Annotated in this window: 4 protein-coding genes and 1 tRNA gene; all 5 read right to left on the minus strand. The window is 61.5% G+C overall.

The genetic code is table 11. The annotated features are described in order from the left end of the window. Nucleotides 1-403 (minus strand): VOC family protein (locus IT585_07985; protein ID MCC6963176.1); only part of this gene is annotated, 403 nt, incomplete at its 3' end. Nucleotides 404-1,223: 820 nt separating this feature from the next. Continuing rightward, nucleotides 1,224-1,296 (minus strand) — tRNA-Ala (locus tag IT585_07990). A 173-nt stretch (nt 1,297-1,469) separates the two neighbouring features. Next, nucleotides 1,470-2,231: a dockerin type I repeat-containing protein gene (locus tag IT585_07995; protein MCC6963177.1), complete on the minus strand. Its 762-nt coding sequence runs from the start codon at nt 2,229-2,231 to the stop codon at nt 1,470-1,472. A gap of 297 nt (nt 2,232-2,528) precedes the next feature. Further along, nucleotides 2,529-4,235, minus strand: coding sequence for a DNA repair protein RecN (gene recN / locus IT585_08000; protein ID MCC6963178.1), 1,707 nt, complete (start codon nt 4,233-4,235; stop codon nt 2,529-2,531). 44 nt (nt 4,236-4,279) lie between these two features. After that, nucleotides 4,280-4,715, minus strand: a 436-nt coding sequence (locus IT585_08005; GenBank protein MCC6963179.1) for a DUF2085 domain-containing protein, incomplete at its 5' end; no start/stop codon positions are given.

A 4,715-nucleotide genomic window follows, 5' to 3' on the forward strand; every position in this document is an offset into this window, starting at 1 on the left:
GCTCGGTGTCGTCGTAAATCTTCATCGCGGCCTCGACGATGTAGCCGTTTTCATCCTTGATCATATGCGGCGTCGACTCGAACACCGCGCCGTTGGCCAGCGCAAAGCGGTACGCCTTGTCGACGTCCTCTACCTCGATCGCCCAGCGCTTGACGCCGTCGCCGTGCTTCTGCACCCAACCCCAGATATCGTAGGTGTGCGGCTGCAGCGCCGAGGTCACCACGATTTTGATGCTGCCGCTGGTCAGGTAATACGACATCCGGTCGCGCACGCCCGTTTCCGGACCCGCATAACCGGTGATCCGCAAGCCCAGCGCGCGGCAGAACCAGTAGGCGCACATCCGCGCCGAGCCGACATAGAACTCCGCATAATCCCAGCTCTTAATTCCCAGAGTGTTTGCCATCGCCAACTTCCTCTCTCTATCCGGCCGACCCGTGCAAGCTCTTTTGCGTTCGTTCCGGCCGTGCGACCGCTCGGGCCGACTCGCTCGCGACGACTGCATGATGGCCGTCCGATCCGATGTCGGCGCCGCGACCGCAACTGCCGGCCGGCGCTTGCCCGTTGCCGCCTATATGAATCAATTTTCTCTACGTTACGGCGCTAACCCGACGCCGCCTCGAAGTTTATACGCAACAAACTCCCCGACGGCAATCCGATTCCCGCATTCCGTTGTTGGCTGCCAATTAACGCCCCCGCCCCGGCTTCCGCAACGCCATTTTCGCCCGCCCTCGTTTCAACTCACAGACACAAGATTCACGCCCTCATCGCGCCGAGCGCACACATACCCCTCCATCGTCTCCATCCGCACAAACGATCTTCCCCCCTCTCCTCCTCAGAGAGGGGTCGGGGGTGAGGGCTTTTTGCACCGCCCCATTCACTACTCCCGCCGACGCCGATTCCCCCTTAGCGTCGGGGGCCAGGGGGTTGTATTTTTCTATTGTTGCGGCAGGTCTTCCCGCGAAGCGCTTTCGACCTTCGCCACTTCACGGACTTCACGCGCTTCGTGGGGCGACCTGCCGCCAATTGCCAAGAGGCTGTCATTGCGAGGAGCGAACGTACACCCCCATCAACTCCACCCTCCACTGCGACGAAGCAATCTCTCCCCGTCTTCGACCCGCACACACGATTTTCCCCCCTCTCCTCCTGGGAGAGGGGTCGGGGGTGAGGGTCCTCCCCCACCGCACACTTTTCAATTCTCTCGGAAAACTATACCAATAAAAAAATGGAGCCGAGGGGAGTCGAACCCCTGACCTCTTGACTGCCAGTCAAGCGTTCTCCCAACTGAACTACGGCCCCAAAAGGGTAGGCCAATATACCCCGCCCTCCTCGTTTGTCAACCGGTTTTGTCAACCGCAGCCCCCCTTGCATCGTCATACCAACGAAAGTCGGTATCCAGTCTCCTTCTCCGTCACTTCTCCGCACCGCCCGGGATCCCTTCCTGACATCCAACTCGCTTCCGGCGTTTTGCCTCACGGCAACCACGAGCAACACCCCGCTGACGGCGGCGCTCCACCCGCAAAGACGTAAAGCATGAGATATACGGCGTCCGAGACATTGATCAAGCAGTTCCCGTCAACGTCGCCGCACGGTGCTGGTCCACCGGGATCGGCGAAGATATAATTGATCAAGCGCACACAATCCGAAATATCCGTTGTCCCGTTCCCGTCAGCATCCCCCGGCTTGGCGATGATCACGCCGGCCGGAACATGGATGCCGTACCACGATATTCCTACCGGCGGTATCCCCAGAAGCGGCGGCTCCGGCGCAATCAAACTGAACTGACCCGTCCCGGAGATCGTGAAGAACAGGTCCGCCACATGATAATGCCCCGGCGCGAACACGAACTGATACTGCGGCCGCGCAAACAGCCCGACCCCCGCCGAGCGCGCGTTGTTGTCAATCGTGATCTCGTAGAACACCGAATCGAGCATCGCGTCAAGTCGGTCGACAATCGAGTCGCATGCGGCGTTTCCGATCCACGCCAGGTAACTCGTCAGATACGCGGCTCCGGGTGATGCCGGCGGCGCCGGGTGATGCCACCATAGCTCGGCCTTGATCTTCCCGATGCCCGGCGGCTCCGGATACGACAGCGGATAGCACGACTTGATATTCTTCACCACGACCGAGTCCCAGCAGTCATTCGGCTGCGCCTGCAACGATCCCGCCGTCACAACCGCGAGCACAACCGCTGCCAGAAACATCAATCCACACCGGGCCACACTGCGCTGCATCACTGTTTCCCACCTTTCCACGGCCAGCCTCCACGACCGGCACTCAACCACGCCATCCTTGAACTGGTTCCAAGGGTCTTCATTGCGCCCTCGACTTCAACTTATCTTGATACTGATAAATTACACAAGATCGACATTCTTGTCAATCCCCCCTCTTCGCGCCGTCAGCAATTCCCCTTTTGCCACCCTCACCACCAATCCGGAAGCACACCGTTCCGTCAGGTTTTCGCGTGGTCGCCTCACTGCGCTCCGATCTTTCAAGGCTCTCCCCGGCGGCCATGCGGCGACCTGACCCCCCTACTCCCCCCTCGCCTCCTTCATCAACTTCTCCGCCTGCTTACGCTCCACTTCGCCGAATTTCCCCCCCGATATCATCCGCCCCAATTCCACGATCCGCTCCTCGCGCTCCAGCGGAATCAACTCCGTCTCGGTCCGCCCCTTGACTTCTTTCTTGATTGCCCGCAGATGCTGATCCGCCACCGCCGCAATCTGCTGCAGATGCGTAATCGCAATCACCTGCTGCCGCGCCGCCAGTTCGCGCAACTTGCGCCCCACCAGAAGCGCCGTCTCGCCGCCGATCCCGGCGTCGATCTCGTCGAACACCAGCAAGTCCACCCGATCCTTCCCCGCAATCAGCGACTTGAGCGCCAGCATCACCCGGCTGATTTCGCCTCCCGAGGCTGCCTGCGCCAGCGCCTTCGCCTCCTCCCCGATATTCGCGCTGAAATAGAACTCGGCAAACTGCGGCCCGTAATCCGCCAGGCAGATCGTCCCGCCGCCGGCCTCGACCGCCTCCCCCGTTTCCGCCGCCGCAAACCGCATCTCAAATTCCACCTTCGGCAACCCCAGCGCCGTCAATTCCTTCTTCATGGCCTTCGCCAGCTTCTTTGCGCCCGCCTCGCGCTCCGCTTGCAGCCGCTCCGTGTCCGCCAGAAGCTGCCCCTTCAGCGGCTCCAGTTTGCGCGTAAGTTCCTTCAACTCCAATTCCAGCGATCCGGAATCATCCAGACTCGCCCGCAGCTCGTCGCGCAAGGCCAGCACCGCTGCCACTGACCCGCCGTACTTGCGCTTCAGCTTGTAAATCTCCGCCAGCCGCTCGCCGATCTGTTCCAGCCGCGCCGGATCCTCGCTCAGTCTCGACAAGGCTCCATTTAGCGACCGCCCGATCTCCACCAACCCGACCTTGATCGACTCCAACTCCTTGATGTATTCATTCACTTCGGCGAAGGCATCCGCCGTCGACTTGAGCTGCTTGAGAACCTCCCCCGTAATCGCCGCTGCCCCCCGCTCTTCCTCGATCGACCCCGCCGCATTCGCCAGCGCCTCCTTGATTCGCAGGATATTCTGCAATTGCTTCTGCTCCGCCTCCAGCGCCTCTTCCTCGCCGGCCGCCAGATTCGCCGCCTCGATCTCGTTGAACTGAAACCGATGCAACTCCTGCTTCTCGCGATTTTCCGCAATCTGCTTCTCCAAAGAGCTAACCCGCAGTTTCGCCGATCGGTACGTCTCGAGACTCGACCGATACGCTGCATACGTCTCACCGCAGCCGGCGAACCGGTCAAGAAACCACAGATGCCGCCCCGGTTCCAACAGCCATTGGTGCTGGTGCTGTCCGTGCAGATCGCAAATCCGCTCCCCGAGTCGCTTCAGCGTCGCCAGGCTCACTCGCTGATCGTTAATCAGGCAGCGATTCTTCCCATCGGCATGAATCTCCCGCACGACCGTCAGCGTCTCGCCCGCCCCGTCAACTTCCTCCTCGACCAGCAGCTCACGCAGCTTCTTCAGATCGCCGCGGAATTCCCCCTCGATCAGCGCGTGCGTCGCGCCCGCGCGCAAATACTCCGTCTTGCCGCGCTCCCCCAGCAACAGGCTGATCGCCCCCGCAATCAACGACTTGCCCGCGCCGGTCTCGCCGGTGATTGCCGTCAGACCCGGCTCCAGCTCGATCGCGATGCCGGACACGACCGCGAAATTCTTGAGTGTCAATCGTGATAGAATAATCATGTACCAGAAACTGCGCCCTGGGTCGCGGCGCCCTGGGAAGGAATCTACGTCGTGGCCGCGCGCGGATCAAGCTGATCTCGCGCCGCCGCCAGCAATTTCGGATAGAGATGCAGCGCCAGCGCGCCCCCCGCGATCACGCCGGTCGCCGTCCGCAGGAAATTCGCCGCTCCCGTCGCAGCGCTCAGGTCCAGCAGAGCGTCCGCCAGCATCGGTAAGCACAGTATTGCCGTCGCCTTCCAGTCGAGACTCCGCGTAATCGCCTTCAGCAGAACCGCGATCGAGACCAAAGCCAGCGTTCCGTAGAATCCGGTGCAACGTGCGCAGAGAATCAGCGTTTCATCGCCGCACGTCAACGAGCGCTCCGGCAACTGGTGGCAGAAATGCCCGTAGATGCCCCGCAAGAATTGCGCCGCCCCTTCAGCGCCGATCGCCGCCAACACCGCCGCCGCGACCATCCCGCCGCAGTACGCCGCTAACAGC

The organism is Candidatus Zixiibacteriota bacterium (genome assembly GCA_020853795.1).
GTDB lineage: Bacteria > Zixibacteria > MSB-5A5 > CAIYYT01 > CAIYYT01 > JADJGC01.

What these genes read in the sequence shown, in the direction of transcription:
- IT585_07995 (MCC6963177.1), bottom strand. Translation starts at nt 2,231, where the DNA reads ATGCAGCGCAGTGTGGCCCGGTGTGGATTGATGTTTCTGGCAGCGGTT.
- recN (MCC6963178.1), bottom strand. Translation starts at nt 4,235, where the DNA reads ATGATTATTCTATCACGATTGACACTCAAGAATTTCGCGGTCGTGTCC.